At 66.2% G+C, this 19,827-nt stretch carries 17 protein-coding genes; 7 read left to right on the top strand and 10 right to left on the bottom strand.

The genetic code is table 11. The features are described 5' to 3' along the window. Positions 1-2: 2 nt before the first annotated feature. Positions 3-1,040 carry a hydrolase gene (locus LGM42_RS24705; protein WP_059578575.1) on the top strand — a complete coding sequence of 346 codons (1,038 nt, stop codon included), beginning with the start codon at positions 3-5 and terminating at the stop codon, positions 1,038-1,040. Beyond that, positions 1,033-1,620, top strand: coding sequence for a DUF2946 family protein (locus LGM42_RS24700; RefSeq protein WP_226233485.1), 588 nt, complete (start codon positions 1,033-1,035; stop codon positions 1,618-1,620). Before LGM42_RS24705 ends, LGM42_RS24700 begins: the two co-directional genes overlap by 8 nt. A gap of 39 nt (positions 1,621-1,659) precedes the next feature. Here LGM42_RS24700 and LGM42_RS24695 read toward each other — a convergent pair whose 3' ends face one another. Further along, positions 1,660-3,354, bottom strand: coding sequence for a M48 family metalloprotease (locus tag LGM42_RS24695; protein ID WP_226233484.1), 1,695 nt, complete (start codon positions 3,352-3,354; stop codon positions 1,660-1,662). 271 nt (positions 3,355-3,625) lie between these two features. On the opposite strand from LGM42_RS24695, the gene moaC reads away from it, so the two are divergent. From moaC to LGM42_RS24670, 5 genes are all read left to right on the top strand, one after another. After that, complete coding sequence (gene moaC / locus LGM42_RS24690) at positions 3,626-4,114, top strand: cyclic pyranopterin monophosphate synthase MoaC (protein ID WP_060315105.1); 489 nt, start codon at positions 3,626-3,628, stop codon at positions 4,112-4,114. A 120-nt stretch (positions 4,115-4,234) separates the two neighbouring features. Continuing rightward, positions 4,235-6,922: a type VI secretion system Vgr family protein gene (locus LGM42_RS24685; protein ID WP_226233483.1), complete on the top strand. Its 2,688-nt coding sequence runs from the start codon at positions 4,235-4,237 to the stop codon at positions 6,920-6,922. Beyond that, positions 6,915-7,820, top strand: coding sequence for a hypothetical protein (locus LGM42_RS24680; protein ID WP_059643057.1), 906 nt, complete (start codon positions 6,915-6,917; stop codon positions 7,818-7,820). Before LGM42_RS24685 ends, LGM42_RS24680 begins: the two co-directional genes overlap by 8 nt. A gap of 1 nt (position 7,821) precedes the next feature. Continuing rightward, positions 7,822-9,057 (top strand): WD40/YVTN/BNR-like repeat-containing protein, encoded by a 1,236-nt coding sequence (locus LGM42_RS24675; RefSeq protein ID WP_226233482.1) that lies wholly within the window; start codon positions 7,822-7,824, stop codon positions 9,055-9,057. A 303-nt stretch (positions 9,058-9,360) separates the two neighbouring features. Further along, complete coding sequence (locus tag LGM42_RS24670) at positions 9,361-10,509, top strand: WD40/YVTN/BNR-like repeat-containing protein (protein ID WP_226233502.1); 1,149 nt, start codon at positions 9,361-9,363, stop codon at positions 10,507-10,509. Between the two features lie 29 nt (positions 10,510-10,538). On the opposite strand, the gene LGM42_RS24665 is transcribed toward LGM42_RS24670, so the two are convergent. The 9 genes from LGM42_RS24665 to recA form a co-directional block, all read right to left on the bottom strand. Next, positions 10,539-10,889 carry a TonB family protein gene (locus LGM42_RS24665; RefSeq protein WP_226225279.1) on the bottom strand — a complete coding sequence of 117 codons (351 nt, stop codon included), beginning with the start codon at positions 10,887-10,889 and terminating at the stop codon, positions 10,539-10,541. Between the two features lie 452 nt (positions 10,890-11,341). Then, positions 11,342-13,120 carry a PglL family O-oligosaccharyltransferase gene (locus LGM42_RS24660; RefSeq protein ID WP_059578593.1) on the bottom strand — a complete coding sequence of 593 codons (1,779 nt, stop codon included), beginning with the start codon at positions 13,118-13,120 and terminating at the stop codon, positions 11,342-11,344. Positions 13,121-13,275: 155 nt separating this feature from the next. Then, positions 13,276-13,872, bottom strand: coding sequence for a pilin (locus LGM42_RS24655; RefSeq protein WP_060315093.1), 597 nt, complete (start codon positions 13,870-13,872; stop codon positions 13,276-13,278). Positions 13,873-13,967: 95 nt separating this feature from the next. Further along, the gene (locus LGM42_RS24650; protein ID WP_226233481.1) at positions 13,968-14,672 is read right to left on the bottom strand and encodes a TerC family protein; all 705 of its coding nucleotides are present in this window, start codon (positions 14,670-14,672) and stop codon (positions 13,968-13,970) included. Positions 14,673-14,829: 157 nt separating this feature from the next. Next, positions 14,830-15,711 (bottom strand): succinate--CoA ligase subunit alpha, encoded by an 882-nt coding sequence (gene sucD, locus LGM42_RS24645; protein ID WP_006477916.1) that lies wholly within the window; start codon positions 15,709-15,711, stop codon positions 14,830-14,832. A 69-nt stretch (positions 15,712-15,780) separates the two neighbouring features. Continuing rightward, entirely contained in the window at positions 15,781-16,947 is a 1,167-nt protein-coding gene (gene sucC, locus LGM42_RS24640) for an ADP-forming succinate--CoA ligase subunit beta (RefSeq protein WP_006477915.1), read from the bottom strand. Positions 16,948-17,015: 68 nt separating this feature from the next. Further along, the gene (locus LGM42_RS24635; protein ID WP_050014576.1) at positions 17,016-17,624 is read right to left on the bottom strand and encodes a DUF2889 domain-containing protein; all 609 of its coding nucleotides are present in this window, start codon (positions 17,622-17,624) and stop codon (positions 17,016-17,018) included. A gap of 146 nt (positions 17,625-17,770) precedes the next feature. Further along, entirely contained in the window at positions 17,771-18,682 is a 912-nt protein-coding gene (recX, locus tag LGM42_RS24630) for a recombination regulator RecX (protein WP_226233480.1), read from the bottom strand. Next, on the bottom strand, positions 18,682-19,752 hold the full coding sequence (gene recA / locus LGM42_RS24625; RefSeq protein WP_059578606.1) for a recombinase RecA: 1,071 nt from the start codon (positions 19,750-19,752) through the stop codon (positions 18,682-18,684). Before recA ends, recX begins: the two co-directional genes overlap by 1 nt. Positions 19,753-19,827: the final 75 nt, after the last annotated feature.

Raw genomic sequence — 19,827 nt, 5'->3', positions numbered from 1 at the left:
TCATGAGTACGGCTTCTCCGCCCACCTCGCCGCTGACCGGGGCCCCGGCCCCCGCCGACGACACACTGCGCTATCGCGCACCGCGCTGGCTACCCAATAGCCATGTGCAAACCATCGTGCCCGCGCTGTTCGCGCGGCGTCCGGTTGTCGCCTACCGGCGAGAGCGATGGGAGACGCCCGACCACGACTTCATCGATCTCGACTGGGTCGCGCACCTCGACAGCGCGGCGCCGGCGCCCGACGCGCCGCTGTTCGTGCTGTTCCACGGCCTCGAAGGCAGCTCAGGCTCGCACTACGCGCTCGCGATGATGGCCGCCGCGCGCGCGAAGGGCTGGCACGCCGTCGTCCCCCACTTTCGCAGTTGCAGCGGCGAGATCAACCGCCAGCCGCGCTTCTACCATCTCGCGGACAGCGCCGAGGTCGACTGGATCCTGCGCCGGCTCGCCGGGCAGCATCGCGGGCCGCTGGTCGCGGCCGGCGTATCGCTCGGCGGCAACGTGCTGCTGCGCTGGCTCGGCGAGCATCGCAGCGACACGTCGATCGTGCGCGCCGCCGCCGCGATCTCGACGCCGATCGACGTGCACGCGGGCGGCCGCGCGCTGTCGCAAGGGTTCGCGATGGTCTACACGCGCAGCTTCCTGAAGACGCTGAAACGCAAGGGACTCGCGAAGCTCGAGCAGTATCCGGGGCTGTTCGATCGCGACGCGATGCTGCGGGCCGTGACGATGCGCGACTTCGACGAAGTCGTGACCGCACCGCTGCACGGCTTCGCGAACGCGGACGACTACTGGACACAGGCCACGACCCGCCCGCTGCTGCGCGCGATCGACGTGCCCACGCTGCTGCTCAACGCGCGCAACGATCCGTTCCTGCCCGAGTCCGCACTGCCGGGCGCCGCCGACGTGTCGCCGGCCGTCGAGCTCGACCAGCCCGCGCACGGCGGCCATGCGGGCTTCATGACCGGCCCGTTTCCCGGCCGCCTCGACTGGCTGTCGGCGCGGGTGTTCGGTTATTGCTCGAAATTCGTCGACCATGGATGACATCGTCAGGCAGGCGCTCGCCAAATGGCCGAACGTGCCGCATTGCACCGGCTGGCTGCTGCTCGACCGGCGCGGCACATGGCGGCTGCGCGACGACGCGGCGCAGGCGGCCGGCGAGCTCGGCTCGCCGGTCCGGCATGCGGCGCTGAACGCGTTCATCGGCCGCAACTACGCATGCGACGCGCAGGGCCAGTGGTTCTTCCAGAACGGGCCGCAGCGCGTGTACGTCGAGCTCGCCTATACGCCGTGGATCGTGCGGCTCGCCGAACGCGACGGGCAGCTCGCGCTCACCGACCAGACGGGCGCCCCGTTCGAACCGGACGCAGCCTGGCTCGACGACGGCGGCGGCGTGCTGTTTCGCGAGGCCGGCACACCCCCACGCATCGCGGCGCTGCACGATCACGACCTCGGGCTATTCGCCGATCACGCGGATTTCGATGCCGAGCCGCCCGTGCTGCGCTGGCGCGACGGCCGCACGCTGCCGCTCGCCAGCATCGCCTGCGCCGACGTGCCCGCGCGGTTCGGCTATGTCGCGAGCCCGGCGCGCCACGCACGCGACGCCGCCGGCAGCGGCAACTGACCCGCCCCGGCGCCGTCGGCGTTCGCCCCGTGGCGGCCGCTACCCGCGGCCGTTCTTCTCGTCGTCGCGCTCTTCCTTGTAGCGCGCCTCGAATTCCAGCAGCCGCGCGCCGATGATCGACTGCTCGTAGAACGACACGTCCTTCGCATCGCGCGCTTCCTTCAGTTGCCGGATCGCCGACGGCCACGCGCCGTCGAGCGCCAGTTTCTCCGCCAGCGCCCGGCGCCGCGCGAGCACGTCGCCCTTGCCGTCGCTCGCCTTCGCGAGGTAATCCCACCAGTCCGGCTGTTCGGGGTCGGCCTTCGCTTGCGCCTGGGCGAGCGTCTGCGCTTCGGCGAAACGGCGCGCGGCGAGCAGCGCCTGCAGGTGCGCGACGATCGCCGCGTGCGACGCCGGCCAGCGCCGCTGCGCGAGCGCCGAGAGCCGCACCGCGTCGTCGGTGCGGCCCGCGCGGCGGGCGATGTCGGCGGCCAGCACGTCGAGGCTCGGCGAACTCGTCGCCGGATCGTCGTCGCGCCGCTCGCGCGCGTCGAACGCGCCGCGCGCCGACGCGAGCGCCTTGTCCGCCGTGTCGTACTGGCCGAGAAGCGTGTTCGCGAGCGCGATGCCGTACCAGTTCGCCGCGACGTTCGGCGCGGTGCGATCGTCGATCTCGAGCTGCATCCGCCGCGCCTCGGCCGAGATGTCGGTCGGCGCCCGGTTCTGCAGCACGCGAAGACGCGCACGCACGAACCCGTATTCGGCCGACTGGCGCGGCTGCCGGTACGGCGCGCGGCGCGCGCGATCTTCCATGTCGGCAATCCGCTCGCCGGTCAGCGGGTGCGTGCGCGCATAGGCCGGCACGCCCGCATCGCCCATCGACGCGCGGTCGAGCCGCTCGAAGAAGCCCGGCATCCCGTACGGATCGTAGCCGGCCCCCGCGAGCAGCTGGAAGCCGACGCGATCGGCCTCCCGCTCGGCCGACCGCGAGAAGCGCAACTGGTTGTCGACCGCATACGCCTGCCCGCCCATCGCGATCGCGCTGCCGAGATCGCCGCTGCGCGCGAGCACGCCGGCCAGCACGCCGAGCAGCATCGTCGCCAGCGCCGTGTAGCCGGATTTCTCGTTCGCGCCGATCATCCGGGCGATGTGCCGCTGCAGCACGTGGCCCATCTCGTGGCCGACCACCGATGCGAGCTCCGATTCCGTCTGCGTCGTCACCACCAGCCCGCTGTTGATCCCGATGAAGCCGCCCGGCATCGAGAACGCGTTGATCTGCGGATCGCGTACCGCGAACAGGTCGAAGTCCGGCGTGTAGCCGCCGATGTAGCGCGCGGCCGCCGCGGCCGCGAGCCGCGCCGCCATCGCGTTCAGGTAGTCGCGCACCAGCCAGTCGTCGAGATAGTCGGGATCGCGCCGCACTTCGCGCATCACGCGCTCGCCGAGCCGGCGCTCGGCTCGCGGCGTCAGCGAACCGCCGGAGCCATCGCCGAGATCGGGCAGCTCCAGTACACGCAGCGGCGCGCGCAAGCTCGCGACGGGCGCCGACGCACCGGCCGCGCCCGAGAATCGGCTCTCCGCGCCGCCGTATGTACCGAACACGCCGGTCGCGATGCCGGACGGCACGGTGGAAATCGACGTCCCGCCGCCGGCCGCCGGCTCGAGCGGTGGCGCGGATGCGCTCTGAGCATGGCCGCCCGGCGGCAGCGCGAGCGCCGCCGACAGCGACACGGCAAGCAACTGTTTGACACGCATGGCAGGATGAAAACGACGCCGTCCCGCGCGAGCGGCGCGCATCGCGGCGTTTGGTCTGAATATTCGGGTCATTGTACCGGCGCCGCGACGACTGTCCCGTGCCGCGCGTGCATCATCTGCGCCCCCGGCGACGCAGACGCCGCTGCTATGATAGGCGCCCGTCGCGAGGCTGGATCGGTTCGCCGCGTCGGCATGGGTTCCGGTACCCGGCCGATCGTGAAGCAGCGATCGACGGACGTGCGCGCGCACTCCGTTCTCACAAGAGGAAGACATGTCAGGACTCACCCATTTCGATGCCGCCGGCCATGCGCACATGGTCGACGTCGGCGACAAGCAGGAAACCCGGCGCATCGCGATCGCGCGGGGCACGATCCGGATGCTGCCGGCCACGTTCGCGCTGATCCGCGACGGCAAGGCCAAGAAAGGCGACGTGCTCGGCGTCGCGCGCATCGCGGCGATCCAGGGTGCCAAACGCACGGCCGACCTCATCCCGCTGTGCCACCCGCTCGCGCTCACGCGCGTGGCTGTCGACTTCGAACTCGACGAAGCGCTGCCCGGCGTGCATTGCGTCGTGCAGGTCGAGACGTTCGGCCGGACCGGCGTCGAGATGGAAGCGCTGACGGCCGTCCAGGTCGGGCTGCTGACCGTCTACGACATGTGCAAGGCCGTCGATCGCGGAATGGTGATCACCGACGTGAGCGTGCGGGAGAAACGCGGCGGGAAGTCGGGGGATTGGAAGGCGGAAGACGCGGCGGGCTGAACGGCCGGGCGCGGCCGGCCCGCAAATTCGAGATAAAGCCGTTTATCTCATACAATTACCGGATTCCGCACGAGAGAGCGTGCGAACCAGCAAAACAGCACAACAAAGCGAGCCCTGGTGATGAATTCGCAAGCGTCAAGAAGCGCGTTGCTGGCCGGACCGGTCCAGCACCAGCGCCTCGTCAAGCTGGATACCCCGCTCGGCCCTGACGTCCTGTTGCCGCAGCGGGTCACGGGCCGGTCGCGGCTCGGACGCCATTTCGAGTTCACCGTCGATACCGTGTCGGTATCCGACGACGTCGAACTCAAGAAACTGATCGCGCAGCCGGTGACGCTGTGGATCCAGCAGGCCGACCAATCGTACGCGCCACACCACGGCTACGCGCATGCGGTCCGCCGGCTCGGATCGGACAGCGGCCTCACGCACTATCAGGTCGTTTTTGCGTCGTTCCTGCACTTCCTGAAATTCCGCCGCGATCAGCGGATCTGGCAGGACCGGTCGGCAGACGACATCATCGCCGACGTGTTGAACCAGCACCCGCAGGCCAAGGGCCGCTTCACGTTCAAGCTCTACCAGCCGCTGCCGTCGCGCTCGTTCTGCATGCAATACGAGGACGACTGGAATTTCGTCCATCGCCTGATGGAATCGGAAGGCCTGTACGGTTTCTGGGAACAGGACGACGACGGCAAGTCGCACCGGCTCGTCATCGTCGATCGCCTCGATGCATTGCCCGCGCTGTCGCCGCGAACCGTGCGCTTTCATCACGCGGGCGCGGGCGACGAAGCCGACACGCTCGTCCAGTTCGCCGGTACGCGCACGCTGCGAAGCGTCGCGCGCACCACGCGCACGTTCGACTACAAGCAGCCGCCCACCGCGTCGAATCCGAAGGCCACTCACACGCCGACGATCGCGAACCAGGGCGACCTGCCGGGGCAACTCGAAGTCTACGAATACACGGGTGCGTACACGTATCCCGAGCAGTCGCGCGGCGACCATCTGTCGAAGATCTGGATGGAAGAACAGGAATCGCACGCCAAGCGCTTTCACGGTGTCGGCGGCGTGCGGCGCATGGACGCGGGACGCACGTTCGAGTTCGCCGATCATCCCGAACACGACAAGGACGATGCCGGTCAACGCGAATTCGCCGTGATCGAGACGACGTGGGTCATCGTCAACAATCTGCCCGTGGCCGACGAGTCGGCCGTTTTCCCGCACAGCCTGCAGGCCGAAATCGGCCGCCTCATGCGGGAAACCGATAACGACCTGTCGCGCGTGCGGCATCCCGACGGCAGCGAGGGCTTCTTTCAGATCCGCATCGAAGCGCAGCGCACGACGGTGCCGTTCCGCAGCCCGTTCGAGCATGCGAAGCCGCCGATGCACCTGCAATCGGCGATCGTCGTCGCCCCGCAGGGCGAAGAGGTTCACACGGACGAGCTCAACCGGGTCAAGGTCCGATTCCACTGGGACCGCTTGAACGACGGCGACGAAAAGGCGTCGTGCTGGCTGCGCGCCACGGCGTCCGATTCGGGCAATGGCTACGGCGCCGTTCACCCGCACCGCGCCGGCGAGGAAGTGCTGGTCGATTTCCTCGGCGGCGACTGCGATCGCCCGATCGTCGTCGGCAAGGTGTACAACGGCGCGACGCGTCCGCAATGGCACAGCAACGGGCTCCTGTCCGGATACCGGTCAAAGGAATATGCGGGCGCCGGCTACAACCAGCTGGTGCTCGACGACGCGACCGCACAGAACCGCGTGCACCTGTACAGCAGCCAGGCCAACACGCACTTGCACCTCGGCTACCTGATCGACCACACGGGCAACAACCGCGGCAGCTATCTCGGCAGCGGCTTCGACCTGCGTTCCGACGCATACGGCGCGGTGCGCGCGAACCGCGGGCTGTATGTGACGACGCATCCGAAGCAGGCGGCAAGCCAGCCGCTCGACGTCGACGAGACGCGGGAGCAGCTCGTGCGCGCGCAAGGGCTGATCGACGCCATGTCGCAGGTCAGCGCGCAGCATCAGGGCGAATCGCTCGACGCCGGCCACACGGCGCTGAAGCAGTTCGGCGATGCGACGCAGCACAGCGTGGGCGGCAGCAGCGCCGGCGGCAGGACCGCAGGTGGCGGAACCGGCTCGGCCAATGCGTTCAAGGAGCCCGTGATGCTGTTCGGCAGCCCGGCCGGCATCGGGCTGTCCACGCAGCAATCCGCGCAATTTGCCGCGGACCAGCACATCAACCTCGTCAGCGGGCAAAGCACGCACGTCGCCGCCGGCAAATCGCTGATCGCCAGTGTCCTCGATCGGATCAGCCTGTTCGCGCAGAACGCTGGGATGAAGCTGTTCGCCGGCAAGGGCAAGGTCGAAGTGCAGGCGCAGGCGGACAACATCGAGCTGACCGCACAGAAGGCGCTGAAGCTGATCGCCGTCACGCAATCGGTCGAGGGCGCCGCGGCGAAAGAAATCCTGCTGACGTCCGGCGGCGCTTATATCCGCATCGCGGACGGCAACATCGAGGTGCACGCGCCCGGCAAGATCGACATCAAGGGCGCGCAGCATGCGTTCAGCGGCCCCACCCACCTGTCGCAAACGATGCCGACGCTGCCGAACTCCAGCGGCAACTACGACCAGGCGTTCATCGCGCACTGGGCCGGCACCGACATTCCGGTCGCGAACACGCGGTACCACATGTTCTCGAACGGCAAGCTGATCTCGGAGGGCGTCACCAACGCGGCAGGCGAGACGGGGCTCACGCAGAGCCACGTGCCGCACGACGTCGTCGTCAAGTTTCTGGGGAAATCGAATGGCTGACGGACAACACGACAAGGTGCTCGGGACAGGTGCGGCGATGCTCACCCCGACGGGATACCAGGATCGGCCGAAGGTGCAGATCAACATCTGCGACAAGCATGTGACGCCGGCGGCGGATTCCATTATTGGAACCTGTCCGTACTACTACCGGCCACTGCATGGCGAATACTGGGAAACGGTCGAAAAGGTCAGCACGTCGAGTATTTGGGCGACCGTCAAGAAATTCGCGACGTCATGGGATCCGTGGAAAGACACGAAAGTTGCCCGCGACCTGCTGCATCGGCGGGAGAACCTGATACAAGCCGAAAGCACCGATTCCGACTGGTCCCGCCACGGCAATTTCATGATGCGTCATATCGGGTGCGGGCATAAGCCGCCGGGATATTACGTGAGTTACGGTTATTACTACTGCTCGAATTACGGTAAATACCTGCTTCCGCAATTGAGCGACAAGGGCAAGGCGTGGCTTGCGAGCGCACGCTGGTTCCTGCAGCATTACCTGGAACAAGGTTTGCAGCAGAACATGCGCGGCGACACCATTTCGATCCGGGGCAAGAAGCCGAACAGCGGAAGCTGCTCGATGAACGTGCCGCAGTACTCGCTCGAACTGGACGACGACACCTTCAAGACATACGCGTTCAAGACCCACCCTCTCGCCTATCTCGACGGCGGTCTGGCCGGGCTCGGGCCTGTCGACATGTACTATATCCTCAAGCAACCTAACGCCCAGGAATGGGGCGATGTGAGGACGTTCTCCCAGGCATTCGACAGTGGTGTCGGCGTGGGCAAGCAATACGTCGACAATACCGTGGAATATGCAAAAAAGGCCGGTGATGCCGTCAACGAACATGTCATCGACCCTGTTGCACAGGCAATCGAAAAACTGATGCCGAAATGAAATGACGAAAAAATCCGTGAAGCTGTCGCTGGTTGCGGCAGTCGTGCTCATTGTCTTGATTGTCGGGTTCTCATATATGTCGAATGACTGGCAGGTCGTTTCCAACACTTTCATGAAGAACAGCAAGCCATACGGCGGCGGCGACTTCGTGATATCGGGAAACGAGGCGATCACGCTGAAGATCAGCGATCCTGAAATCACGTTCAAGCCTTACGCGGAATGGAGGGACAAGGAAAAAGCGGAGCCGGCCGAAGCCTGGATGAACGACAGTCGCGAAACGCTGAACCGGACGTCGGTCGAATTCTGGCGCGGCCCGGTGAACGGCGACATGACGCGCCATTTCAAGCAGGCGGGCCAGACCGCCGCCTGGTGGCACGCCAAGGACTGGACGGTCGAATTCATCAGCACCGGCTGGATGGACTACAAGTCGCCTCAGCCCGCCGATGGACTGACGCCGCAAGTGACCAAGCTCTGGAAGTCGTCCAACGGCGGACGCGACTGGGTGCAGCTCGCGTGGCCCGAAGACCGGAACATCGGCCGCCTGCTGTTTCTTGATCCGCAGCGCGGTTATGCGATCGGTTGGGGCCCGCACGTGTGGCGCACGTCCGACGGTGGTCAGTCGTGGCGGGAAATCGCACTGCCACCGGGTGCCGCGGAATCCGGCAAACCCCGCCGCACCTTTGACGGCATCGACCTTGGTCCGGACGGTACCTTGCGCGTGGCATACCACGTCGGGAAAACCGAGCAAGCTGCCGCCGGAAGCGTTGTCTATCGGCTCGGCTGGGAACAATCCGAGTTCGCGCTGGATGCCGTTTTGCCCGAACAGGTGGTCGTCAACCTGTCCTCGTCTCCAACCGCGTCGAATCGCTATGCGCTTTACGCGTTGTCGCGCCTCGGTGAACCGCGCAATTCCGGCGATCCCGCCGACAAAGGACAACGCGTCGGCGCCATTTCTACCTGGACGAACAGTGCACCCGAGCAGGTTCAGCAGTTGCATACGTTTGACGACAGACTGACGCTCGATAGCCTGAGCGTCGGCCGGGACGGATTGCTGCTCGTCTACGCAACCGACTCCAGCCGCAACGGCACACCGCTCGATCTCACGTTCGTCAGCAGCGACGCGGGAAAGACCTGGAACTCGAGCAGGGAGAAGCTGACTCAGGGCGGATATTTCGATGCCCAAACGAACACGCTGTATTCACTGGTCGCCTATACGCTGAAGAAGCGGCAGTTCTGACCGTTCCGATGCGATGACCGCGGGGCTCCCGTCGCGATTCGGGCGTCGGCTCCGCGGCCTGCGGCCGATCCGAAATGACCGAGCAATGCGGGGCCCGGCCGCACGATCGCGACGCGACGCCTGCCCGAGCCGTCAGATACCGGTCCTGCCGAGTCGGTCGTGTCTCGGGGTAACCGCCTATCCAATGAGATGCAAACACACACTCGCCGGATAGGGTTCGTCGTGAGCCTCGCCGTCCTGGCCGTGGTGACATTCAGTTATATCCGCCCCACGACGGATCGGGAGACGATTTCGACGCACTTCATGCGGGACGACACGCCATACGGCGGCAACAGTTTCCGCATCAAGGGCAATGACGTGATGAGCGTCAAGCTCGCCAATCCCGTAGTAACGTTCAAGCCTCAGCCCGAATCGAACGAGCCGCAACGGCCCGAGCCGACCGAAGCATGGATGAACGACACCGGCGAGTTGCTGAACCGCATGACGATCAGCTTCTTCCGCGGCACAATCGACGGCGGGATGAAGCGTCAATTCCAACAGGTCGGCCAGAACACCGCCTGGTGGTACTCGCCAGACTGGATCGTTCAGTTCATCAGCACGTCATGGATGAACTACAAGGCTCCCGAGGCGCAAGGCGGCGACGCGCCACAAACCACCAAGCTGTGGAAATCGACCGATGGCGGCCAGACCTGGTCGCAACTTCGATGGCCCGCCAGCCAGAACATCGGCCGCCTGCTCTTTCTCGATCCGCAGCGCGGCTACGCGGCCGGCTGGGGCCCCCGCATATGGCGGACTTCGGACGGCGGAAACACGTGGCAAGCGGTCGACGTGCCGGCCGATGCACACGTCGAAAGCGAAACGCGCCAGGATTTCAATGAAATCAGCCTCGGCCCGGACGGGGTTCTGCGGATCGCCTACGCTGTCGCACGGACTGCCGACGCACCGGCTCACAGCGTGGTCGCCCGGCTCGACTGGGGGCGGCACGCATTCGTGACGGATACCGTGCTGCCAGGCCAGGTCATCACTGCGCTCGACACCACGCCGACCACACCGGAATCGGGATCACGTTATTCGGTGTACATACTGTCGCGTCTCGACAAGTCGCAAAATGGAGAGGCTCACGACAATGGCCGCCGGACGGGCGCCATTTCCACGTGGACGACCGACCATCCCGAGGCCGTGCAGCAACTGCGCACGTTCGACGAGAAGCTCACGCTCGACGGTATGAGCGTCGGTCGCGACGGCCTCCTGCTCGTTTACGCAACCGATCCGAACTCCGGAAGCGGCGGTACCGGCGGCGGCGCCCCGATCGACCTGACGTTCAGCAGCACCGACGCCGGCAAGTCTTCGAATAAAACGATCGACAAGACCGCACATGGCGCCTACTTCGACGCGCAGACCAACACGCTGTACCGGCTGCACGGCTATACGCTCAAGAAGCGAACCTTCTGAGCGCGCGCCGTCTGGCACGGTGCCCCGCCTTACTGGCCACGTGACGGCTCGAACACGAACGGTTGCGTGAGCAGGAACGGATTCGCGGTCGCGCCCGTCTGCGTGCAACTCGCGTGCGTCATCGCCTCGACGGCCGCGCGATCGGCCGCAGCATTGCGGCTGCTCGTCGTCACGGTCACGTTCTGCGCTTCGCCGGACGCCGTCATCAATGCGCGCACCAGCACGGTCGCCTGGCGCGTGAGCGGCTTCGCGGTATCCGGATAGACCGCGCGCGGAATGTGGCAGGTCAGCTTGCTTTCCTGCGACGACGTCAGCATCGCGCAGCCGGAAAACAGCATCGCGACGGCGGGCAGGATCAGGTAGGTCGAGCGGATAGCCATGGTCGAATATCGTTCTTGAGTACTGGTCTGGGCACGCGCGCCGCACGACGGAAGCCTTCCCCGGCCGCGCCGCGTGTGTTGCACCGCGCCGCGGCCATCGGACCGGCGCCCCGTTACGGCCGCACGGCCGAGCGACGCTCGACCGCGATCCTGTTCGTGGAATGTCCCGGATAGCCGCGGGCGTTTTCTACGCTCGCACCGGTTAGCCCCGCGCCGCTTTCATGCGAGCGCTTTCGCGCATTGTGCACGCGCCACCCGGTCAACGGCGGCGATTTGACAATGGTTGACGCGAATCGCCGCCCATTCGAGCGGACTCCACGCGATCCGCGATGTAATCGATACCCGACCGGCGTGGCGCGTTGCGCGTGCACCGGGCCGCGGGGCCCGACGTCGATCCGCCTTCATCGCAACCGATAGACGCCGGTATTCCCCGTGCCGGCACGCGCAGCCGGTCAATCCGAATCGTCGTCGTCCGAGTCGTCGCCCGCGTCGGCCGGCGCTTCCCCGTACTTTGCTGCCAGTGCGGCCCGGAACGTCTTCAGCGTCGGCTCGTCATCGCACAGCTTGTACAACGCGGCCAGCTGTTGCGGCCAGTCCTTCAATTCCTTTGCAAACACATGCAGGCGCGCGACGGTATCGAGCGCGTCGGCTTCGCGGCCGGCCAGCGCCTGCAGCACCGCGTAGCGGCGCAGCACCGTCTCGCCCGGCAGCAGCGCGATCGCGCGCTCGTGCGCGGCGAGCTTGAGCGGCAGGTTCTCCGACGAAATGGTGAGCAGCGTCGCCGCACCGTAATCGCCCCACGCGCCGAACAGCCGCGACGGCGCATCGCGATACTGCGCGGCCGGGCTGCTGCCGTAATAGAGCACTTCCGCGCGCTGGTAGTCACGCAGCACCGGCACCGCCGCCAGCACGCCACCGAACGACAGCACCGCGAACAGCCCGAATGCCGCGCGCCCCGGCAGGATGCGCAGCGGCTTCACGTCGAGCAGCCCGATCACGAACATCGCCGGCAGCAGGAAGAACATGTATTGCTGCGGATACTCGACCAGCGCGTGCATCAGCAGGATGCCGATCAGCGCGAAACCGAACACGCGCATGCTCGACTGGGGCGCCCGCACCGCGCGCACGAACCACGCGACGAGCGTGACGGCGAGCACGCCGAGGCCGACCAGACCGGACTTCGCGAGCAGATCGATGAAGATGTCGTGCGAGTTGTTCGCGATCTCGACGCCGCCGAGCGTGCGCGCGAGCGCAAACTGGTGCGACGGGAATTCGCCCCAGCCGACCCCGAGCAGCGGATGCTCGCGGAACATCGCGAGCCCGTACTTCCACAGTGCGAGGCGCGGCGCGATCTGCCCGGCGTCGCGCATCCGGTCGGCGGCCGACTCCGCGAGATTCAGGTGGTAGTGCACGTTGGCCCAGCGCACCGCGACGTTCACCGCGATGAATGCAACGGCGAGCACGACCGGGATCAGCCACGCACGCGCATTGCCCTGCGTGCGGCGCGATTCGACCCACGCCATCCAGAACCCCGCGACGACCATCACCGCGACCTGCAGCCACGGCCCGCGCGACACCGTCAGCGCGAGACCGACCGACAGCACGATCGACAGCGCGAGCCATGCCCACACCGCGAGCCGGCGCGTCTGCACCAGATACAGCGCGCCGGCCATCGCGAACGCGATATAGCTGGCCAGATGGTTCGCCTGCGCCATGTTGCCGTACGGACGGCGGTCGACCGCGATGTTGTACACCACGACGAACGGCGAGACAGCCGACTCGAGGTGGAACAACTGCACGATCTGCGTGCCGACCGCGAACACGCCGCCGACGAGCAGCGCACCGGCCATCATCCGCGACACGGTTTCCGCGATCCCGTCGCGCGCGAGCGCGTAGCCGGCCTGCATCGCGACGAGCGCCGCGGCCAGATAACCGAGCGCCAGCCAGTTCATCGACGGCACCTTGAGCGGGATCAGCGCCAATTGCGCGATCAGCACCACCGCGAAGCCAATCGGCACGACGAACGCAGCCGGCGCGGCGAACGGCTTGACCGGCCGGCCCGTGCGCGCGAGCAGCACGACCGATACGCCCAGCAACAGATACAGCACGAGCGCGGAAAACTCGGAATAGAAGGTCGGGATCGGATACGTGTGATTCGTGATCGCATACGGCACGATCAGGGCGACAGCCAGCGCAACGAGCGACAACGAACGGGAAAAAGTAGAAGGCATGAGCGAACCGGGTGTCAGCAACCGGCGCACTATACAAAACTTTCCCCGCTCTGTGCGGCGCACGCGCGATGAACCGCGGCGCGGCCGCCGCCGCATCGGACACGCGGCGGCCGGCTTTGCGCACGGGCCACCGCCCTTCCATACCGGCGGCGGCGCTACGCACGGCACTCCGCGGGCGCATATTTCGCGGGCAGCGTCGCGGCGTTACCCGGCAACGGCCCCGCTCCCGGCGCGGGCAGCGACGATGCCTCCTTGCCGGCGGCGAAACATTCCCACGCGATCGCGCCCGCCTGTATCGCCCCCTTTTTGAGCGGTACGCGCGCGGTGGGCGCATCGGCCTTGTCTGGCGCGGACGGTACGAGCACCAGCGTATTCGCGCCAGCCGCGGCGACGCGGGGGGTAAACGCGACCGTGATCTGGCCGGTGGCGCCGTCGATCGCAACCGATTCGACGTTGCGGGTCGCGGCAGGCGGGCTGTAGCCGCCATCGAGGCTCGCGCCGCTCGCCGCGTTGTCGGCGACCGCGAGCCGCGCCGACGACGCGAGTGCAAGGCCCTCGCCGACGCGCGACCGCGCGAGGTAATCCTGGTACGCGGGAATTGCATAGGCGGCGACGACGCCGACGATCGCCAGCACGATCATCAGTTCGATCAGCGTGAAGCCGGCCGGCCGCCAGCGCGGCGACGGCCGGTTCGCGCGCCGCAGGTCGGCGGCAATGCGACGAAACAGGGAAACGGAAAAAGCTTCGAACATGACAGGCTCCGGAAACGAAAAACGCCTGCCGATACAGGCAGGCGTCTCGATCGTAGCCAGCGGGCCGCGAAGCCGACAGTCGGCCGGATGGCCAGTCAGGGCGCGTGCGTCACGCCGCGACGCTTCCTGAGCGCGTAACCGATCGCCACGACGAACAGGGCGCCGGCGATGCTCGCGCCATAGACCACCGGTGGCGTATCGAGCACCGGCCAGCGGTCGCCGACCGGGTCGTTCACGATCAGCCCGCCCGCGATCCACCCGAGCAGCCCGGCGCCGAACGCCACGACGACCGGGAAACGGTCGAGCAGCTTCAGCACCAGCGTGCTGCCCCACACGATGATCGGCACGCTGACGACGAGCCCGAAGATCACGAGCGCGATCCGGTGCGACGGATCGGCCTGCTCGGCCGCGCCGGCGATCGCGATCACGTTGTCGAGGCTCATCACCGCATCGGCGATCACGATCGTCTTCACGGCGTCCCACAGCCGGTCGGCCGGTTTGATGTCGTCGTGCGCGTCACCGGCTGGCGCCATCAGCTTGATGCCGATCCACAGCAGCAGCAGCCCGCCGCCGAGCTTCAGAAACGGCACGTCGAGCAGCGCGACCGCGAACGTGATCAGCGCGACACGCAGCAGGATCGCCCCCGCGGTGCCCCAGACGACGCCGCGCAGCCGCTGGTTCGCCGGCAGGTTGCGGCACGCAAGCGCGATCACGACCGCGTTGTCGCCGCCGAGCAGGATATCGATGATGACGATCTGGAGAATGGCGCCCCAGTGCAGCGAGGTCAGGAATTCGAGCATGGCGGTGAGGAAAGGACAACGGCCGCCTCGCGGGCGACCCGGTTCATCGTCGGCACATGCAGCACGCATGCCCGGTGCTTACGAATTCATTGCGGGAGCATAACAAAAAACGCCGGCAAAGCCGGCGTTTTCTGCAGGACGAGCCCAACGGAAACAATTACAGCGCCTTCTTCAGCAGACGGCCCATTTCCGACGGGTTGCGCGTGACGGTGATGCCGCACGCTTCCATGATTTCCAGCTTCGCTTCGGCCGTATCCGCACCGCCCGAGATCAGCGCGCCGGCGTGGCCCATGCGCTTGCCCGGAGGCGCCGTGACGCCCGCGATGAAGCCGACGACCGGCTTCTTCATGTTGTCCTTGATCCACTCGGCGGCGTTGGCTTCGTCCGGACCGCCGATTTCGCCGATCATCACGACCGCATCCGTATCCGGATCGTCGTTGAACATCTTCATCACGTCGATGTGCTTCAGGCCGTTGATCGGGTCGCCGCCGATACCGACCGCCGACGACTGGCCGAGGCCCAGAGCCGTCAGCTGCGCAACCGCTTCGTACGTCAGCGTGCCCGAACGCGACACGACGCCGATGCGGCCCTTGCGGTGGATGTGACCCGGCATGATGCCGATCTTCAGCTCGTCCGGCGTGATCGTGCCCGGGCAGTTCGGCCCGAGCAGCAGCGTCTTGCGGCCTTCGCGACGCATGCGGTCCTTCACTTCGATCATGTCGCGCACGGGAATGCCTTCCGTGATGCAGATCGCGAGATCCAGATCAGCTTCGACCGCTTCCCAGATCGCAGCGGCAGCGCCTGCCGGCGGCACATAGATGACCGACACGGTCGCGCCGGTTTCCGCCTTCGCTTCCTTGACGCTCGCGTAGATCGGAATGCCTTCGAAATCTTCGCCGGCCTTCTTCGGGTTCACGCCCGCGACGAATGCTTCGCGGCCGTTTGCATATTCACGGCAGGCGCGCGTATGGAACTGACCGGTTTTGCCGGTAATGCCCTGCGTGATGACCTTCGTGTCCTTGTTGATCAGAATCGACATGTATTTTGACCTCTGTTCGATGGGCGTCGCGAGCAAGCCGCGCCGCCCTACGTGTTCATTAGCGCGTGCTTACTTGCCTGCGGCAGCCGCGACGACCTTCTGCGCGGCTTCTTCCATGCTGTCCGCCGAGATGATCGGCAGGCCCGAATCGGCCAGCATCTTCTTGCCGAGGTCCTCGTTCGTGCCCTTCATGCGCACGACGAGCGGCACGTTCAGGTTCACGGCCTTCGAACCGGCGATCACGCCTTCCGCGATCACGTCGCAGCGCATGATGCCGCCGAAGATGTTCACGAGGATCGCCTTCAGGTCCGGGTTCTTCAGCATCAGCTTGAACGCTTCCGTGACCTTCTCGGTCGTCGCGCCACCGCCGACGTCCAGGAAGTTCGCCGGCTCGCCGCCGAACAGCTTGATGGTGTCCATCGTCGCCATCGCGAGGCCCGCGCCGTTCACGAGGCAGCCGATGTTGCCGTCGAGCGAGATGTACGCGAGGTCGAACTTCGACGCTTCGATTTCAGCCGGATCTTCTTCGTCCAGATCGCGGTACGCGACGATTTCCGGGTGACGGAACAGCGCGTTCGAGTCGAAGTTGAACTTCGCGTCGAGTGCGGTGACCTTGCCGTCGCCGGAGACGTTCAGCGGGTTGATTTCAGCCAGCGATGCGTCGGTTTCCCAGAATGCCTTGTACAGGCCTTGCAGGATCGCGCGCGCTTGCGGAATCGACGCGGCCGGCACGCCGATCTTCGCGGCGAGGTCGTCGGCCTGCGCGTCCAGCAGGCCCGTCGACGGCTCGACGATGACCTTGTGGATCAGTTCCGGGTGCTTTTCGGCGACTTCCTCGATGTCCATGCCGCCTTCGCTCGAACCCATCAGCACGATCTTCTGCGAGATGCGGTCGACGACGAGGCTGACATACAGTTCCTGCTTGATGTCGGCGCCTTCCTCGATCATCAGACGGTTGACCTTCTGGCCTTCCGGGCCCGTCTGGTGCGTGACGAGCTGCATGCCGAGGATCTGGTTCGCGTATTCGCGCACCTGTTCGATCGACTTCGCCACCTTCACGCCGCCGCCCTTGCCACGGCCACCCGCGTGAATCTGAGCCTTCACGACCCATACCGGGCCGCCGAGCTCTTCCGCCACCTTGACGGCCTCGTCAACCGAGAACGCCGGCTTGCCGCGCGGTACCGCGACTCCGAATTTCCGCAGGATTTCCTTACCCTGGTACTCGTGAATCTTCATGCGTGATTCCCTTCAGTCTGAGAGTTGGATGAAAAGTCGCTTAAGACGCTTCTTCGAATGATTTCCGTTCATTCCTTCGTGCTGCCTTCACCGGGCAGATCCGGCCGAATCGGGCCGTACCAGCGCGGGTAGTACTGCCGTACGACCTCGCCGTCGAATCGCAGCGCCCGGCAGCGGCCAAGCTGGAAAGGCGGTTCGGCGTGCACGCCGTCATGATCCGGCCCTTCGCCGCCCTCCTCGCGCACGTTCCACACATCACCGGCGAACGCCTGGATCGCGGCCGTCGGCAGCACGGCGCACAGTTCGGTGAGATGGGAACAGCCGGCGACGCCGGCGAGCAGCCGGTTCGCGTTGCGGCGGAAATTGCGGAAGAGGTTGAGCCCGATGAGGGCCCGATAGGCGGGGGAAGCGGATTGACAGTGACCGGGATAGGGAACCCATTCCGAAGACGCTTCGGCGTCGACGACATTGAGGTCACGATCGATGGTCACGCGCAGCCAGAGTTCGTGGATCGGCAGGCCCTGGGGCCGGATGCCCGACGCAAGCGCGACATCGCGCGGCTTGTGGTCGGTCAGGCAGGCTTCGATGTCCCACAAGCCGTCGCCGCGCTCGTAGGCTTCCGCTCGGATTGCGCGTCGATGTCGCAACTGACGGGGCACGGGCTCGGATAGCGGCATGCTGGAGGTTGAGGCCGAAGAGGAAAACCCGTGGATTTTAGCATATTGGGTATTTGAGACATCCGGCCTCGACGGCGGGTATTCCCGCCTGTCCGGAAGCGGTTGCGATGCAGCAAAATCGCGCGCCCCGCGCGCGACCGGGCGGCTCAGTCGTCGAGCGGGAAATCGTCGCCGACCTTCAGCAACTTCACGATGGTCGCGCTCGAGAAGCCGCGCGCGGCAAGGAAGCGCGCCTGCTTCGCGCGCTCGGCGGGCGTTTGCGGCAGCGCACCGAATTTCTTGCGCCACACGGCCTGCGCGCGCGTCAACTCGGTCTCGCGCAATTGGGCATTCACCGCTTCGACGAGGCTGTCGCCGACCGCGTGGCGCTTCAGTTCGCTGACGATGCGCGCGACGCCGACGCGCGACGCGCGGCGATGCACGAGACTCTCGGCGAAGCGCGCGTCGGACAGCCAGCCTTCCTGTTCCAGCGCATCGAGCACCGGTTCGACGGATTCGTCTTCGCCGACGTAGGGGGCGAGCTTGCGCGCGAGCTCCGCGCGGCTGTATTCGCGCCTTGACAGATAGCCGAGCGCACGGCCCTTCAACGACCGCGGCGGTTTCGACGGCTTGCGCTCGCCTACGGCCGACGCGTCGCTTGAAGCAGCACCGCGGGAAGATGCGCCGGCTGCGCGGCGTATGCGGCGCGGATGCTGGCTGCTGCGCGTATAGACATCTTCCGTCGCGGGCGCATCGGCTGCGCGATCGTCCGGGACGCGATCGTCCGGGACGCGTTCGCCCGGGGCGCGATCGCCCGGGAAGCGGACACCGGACACGCGACGGCGGGAGCGGTCGTGCGCGTCGAACGACTCATCGTCGTCGAACGGGTCGTCCGGTGCAGCAATCTCAAACGAAACGAGGGCATCGTCGGATGCCCTCGTCGCGGTGCGGTTCGCGGCGTTGCCGCCTGCGCCCCGCCGGTCGGCGCCCGAGGATCCGACTCGCCGCCCGGAGCGACCCGCCGTTTCGGGCGCGTCGTGCTCCGCCGGCTCGCCAGCCTGACCTCGGCGCGCAACCATCACTCTTCTTCGTCCATCGCCTCGGCTTCGTTGACTACGCCATCGGGCATCGCCACGACACCGAGCGATTCGCGGATGCGGTTCTCGATCTCGCGCGCGATTTCCGGATTTTCGCGCAGGAATTCACGCGCGTTGTCCTTGCCCTGGCCGATCTTCTCGCCGTTGTAGCTGTACCAGGCGCCCGCCTTGTCGACGATCTTCGCCTGCACGCCGAGATCGATGATCTCGCCCTGGCGCGAAATGCCTTCGCCGTACAGGATGTCGAAGATCGCTTCGCGGAACGGCGGCGATACCTTGTTCTTGACGACCTTCACGCGGGTTTCGTTGCCGATCACCTCGTCGTTCTTCTTGATCGAGCCGATCCGGCGGATATCGAGACGCACCGACGAGTAGAACTTCAGCGCGTTGCCGCCCGTCGTGGTTTCCGGGTTGCCGAACATCACGCCGATCTTCATCCGGATCTGGTTGATGAAGATCACGAGGCAGTTCGTGCGCTTGATCGTGCCGGTCAGCTTGCGCAGCGCCTGCGACATCAGGCGGGCCTGCAGACCCGGCAGCGAATCGCCCATCTCGCCTTCGATTTCGGCCTTCGGCACGAGCGCCGCCACCGAGTCGATGACGATCATGTCGATCGAGCCCGAGCGCACCAGCGCGTCGGTGATTTCGAGCGCCTGCTCGCCGGTGTCCGGCTGCGAGATCAGCAGCTCCGGCACGTTCACGCCGAGCTTCGCGGCATATTGGACGTCGAGCGCGTGCTCGGCGTCGATGAACGCCGCGGTGCCGCCCAGCTTCTGCAGCTCGGCGATGACCTGCAGCGTGAGCGTGGTTTTACCGGACGATTCCGGACCGTAGATCTCGACCACCCGGCCGCGCGGCAGGCCGCCGACGCCCAGTGCGATATCGAGACCCAGCGAGCCCGTGGAGACGACCTGGATATCCTCGGCCGCTTCGCCGTCGCCCATGCGCATGATCGAGCCTTTGCCGAACTGCTTCTCGATCTGCGCGAGTGCGGCCGCCAGCGCCTTGCTCTTCTCGGCGGTCATCCCGGAGCCCTTCTTGCTATCTTCCATGAATCGTCCTTTGCTATGATGAGCAGCGTCTGTTAAAGGCGCGCCCGCTTTCAAGCGCCGCCCACGAATGCAGAC

Source organism: Burkholderia sp. AU39826 (genome assembly GCF_020419965.1).
In the GTDB taxonomy this organism is placed as follows: domain Bacteria; phylum Pseudomonadota; class Gammaproteobacteria; order Burkholderiales; family Burkholderiaceae; genus Burkholderia; species Burkholderia semiarida.
The sequence above is the reverse complement of the archived record's forward strand: the minus strand, read 5'-3'. Positions and strand labels throughout refer to the sequence as shown.

What these genes read in the sequence shown, in the direction of transcription:
- LGM42_RS24635 (WP_050014576.1), bottom strand. Translation starts at nt 17,624, where the DNA reads ATGCCGCTATCCGAGCCCGTGCCCCGTCAGTTGCGACATCGACGCGCA.
- LGM42_RS24695 (WP_226233484.1), bottom strand. Translation starts at nt 3,354, where the DNA reads ATGCGTGTCAAACAGTTGCTTGCCGTGTCGCTGTCGGCGGCGCTCGCG.
- moaC (WP_060315105.1), top strand. Translation starts at nt 3,626, where the DNA reads ATGTCAGGACTCACCCATTTCGATGCCGCCGGCCATGCGCACATGGTC.
- LGM42_RS24675 (WP_226233482.1), top strand. Translation starts at nt 7,822, where the DNA reads ATGACGAAAAAATCCGTGAAGCTGTCGCTGGTTGCGGCAGTCGTGCTC.
- LGM42_RS24665 (WP_226225279.1), bottom strand. Translation starts at nt 10,889, where the DNA reads ATGGCTATCCGCTCGACCTACCTGATCCTGCCCGCCGTCGCGATGCTG.
- LGM42_RS24680 (WP_059643057.1), top strand. Translation starts at nt 6,915, where the DNA reads ATGGCTGACGGACAACACGACAAGGTGCTCGGGACAGGTGCGGCGATG.
- LGM42_RS24705 (WP_059578575.1), top strand. Translation starts at nt 3, where the DNA reads ATGAGTACGGCTTCTCCGCCCACCTCGCCGCTGACCGGGGCCCCGGCC.
- recA (WP_059578606.1), bottom strand. Translation starts at nt 19,752, where the DNA reads ATGGAAGATAGCAAGAAGGGCTCCGGGATGACCGCCGAGAAGAGCAAG.
- recX (WP_226233480.1), bottom strand. Translation starts at nt 18,682, where the DNA reads ATGGTTGCGCGCCGAGGTCAGGCTGGCGAGCCGGCGGAGCACGACGCG.
- LGM42_RS24685 (WP_226233483.1), top strand. Translation starts at nt 4,235, where the DNA reads ATGAATTCGCAAGCGTCAAGAAGCGCGTTGCTGGCCGGACCGGTCCAG.
- LGM42_RS24650 (WP_226233481.1), bottom strand. Translation starts at nt 14,672, where the DNA reads ATGCTCGAATTCCTGACCTCGCTGCACTGGGGCGCCATTCTCCAGATC.
- sucC (WP_006477915.1), bottom strand. Translation starts at nt 16,947, where the DNA reads ATGAAGATTCACGAGTACCAGGGTAAGGAAATCCTGCGGAAATTCGGA.
- LGM42_RS24660 (WP_059578593.1), bottom strand. Translation starts at nt 13,120, where the DNA reads ATGCCTTCTACTTTTTCCCGTTCGTTGTCGCTCGTTGCGCTGGCTGTC.
- LGM42_RS24670 (WP_226233502.1), top strand. Translation starts at nt 9,361, where the DNA reads ATGCGGGACGACACGCCATACGGCGGCAACAGTTTCCGCATCAAGGGC.
- LGM42_RS24700 (WP_226233485.1), top strand. Translation starts at nt 1,033, where the DNA reads ATGGATGACATCGTCAGGCAGGCGCTCGCCAAATGGCCGAACGTGCCG.
- LGM42_RS24655 (WP_060315093.1), bottom strand. Translation starts at nt 13,872, where the DNA reads ATGTTCGAAGCTTTTTCCGTTTCCCTGTTTCGTCGCATTGCCGCCGAC.
- sucD (WP_006477916.1), bottom strand. Translation starts at nt 15,711, where the DNA reads ATGTCGATTCTGATCAACAAGGACACGAAGGTCATCACGCAGGGCATT.